Raw genomic sequence first — 1,024 nt, forward strand, 5'->3', positions numbered from 1 at the left:
TGGCGGGGTCGTTGGTGTTGGCGGTGATGTCGGGGTGGTGGGGGGCGCCGATGGTGGCGGGGTGGCGGTGGGCCAGCTCGGCGGCCTCGTCGAGGGCGGCCGCCATACCGATCTCGGTGGAGCGGATCTCGAGGTCGGCAATGGCTTGGTGGAGTTGTTCGGTGGTGGGGGCCGCGGTAGCGGGATCGGTGGCTTTGGTGGCCCCCTCGGCGGCGAAGCGCTCGGCTACGGCGTCCCCCTCGCCGTCGGGGCCGTGGCCCGCGCCGGGGCCGAGGTGGCGCACGTTGGATAGCCCCTTGACGCCGCCTTTGACCAGCCCGGCCCCGCCCGCGAGGGTGCCGGCGATGTTGATGAGGCTTTGGGTGATGACGTAGGCGGGCCGCTCGTCCCACTCGCGCCAGGGCACCATGGCATGGCCCATCTCGGCCCACGCTGCTTTGGCCCGCTCGGTGGAGAACTCCCAGCCCCGGCGGGTGGGCTCACCCCCCACCAGCCCCACCGCGCCCACCATCATCTGCACGCGGTAGTCGACGACGTTGGACCACCACTGGCCCCAGGAATCCACCCCCAGCCCATCGGTGTGGCTGTAAAGCCCCGAGGCCAGCAGCGCCTCGGTGCCGATGCCCTCCAACAGATCGACCACCCCCGCCCCGGCGTCTTGCCACCAGGGCACATCCAGGGTTTGTGGCTCGCCCCAGGCGGTGGCGGCGGGCACGTTGTTGTAGCCATAGGTCTGTTGGGTGGTGTCGGGCATGGCGCAGGTGTCGGCGGCGATGAAGCCGGTGCCGGCGAACAGGCCGGTGATGGTGTTGGCGCAGTCGCGTTCGGCGGCCATGTATTCGCCCTGGACCACGGCCAGGTCGTGGTTGAGGGCGTTGACCGCCTCGACGGTGTCCTGCTGGCTGCGCCAGTCCTCATGCTCGACGACGAAGGCCGCCATGTCCTGGGCGTCGGCCTTGAGCGTGTGCCAGCGCGCCAGCAGAGGCCGGATCGCCGCGGCGAAGTCCACCAGCGCCTGGCCCGC

Annotated in this window: 1 pseudogene; it reads right to left on the bottom strand. The window is 71.3% G+C overall.

Annotated elements, in window-relative coordinates:
• Nucleotides 1-1,024, bottom strand: a pseudogene (locus ABD848_RS24860) (hypothetical protein); the annotation flags it as partial.

The sequence above is a fragment of the Salinactinospora qingdaonensis genome, from assembly GCF_039539445.1.
Classification (GTDB): Bacteria; Actinomycetota; Actinomycetes; order Streptosporangiales; family Streptosporangiaceae; genus Salinactinospora; species Salinactinospora qingdaonensis.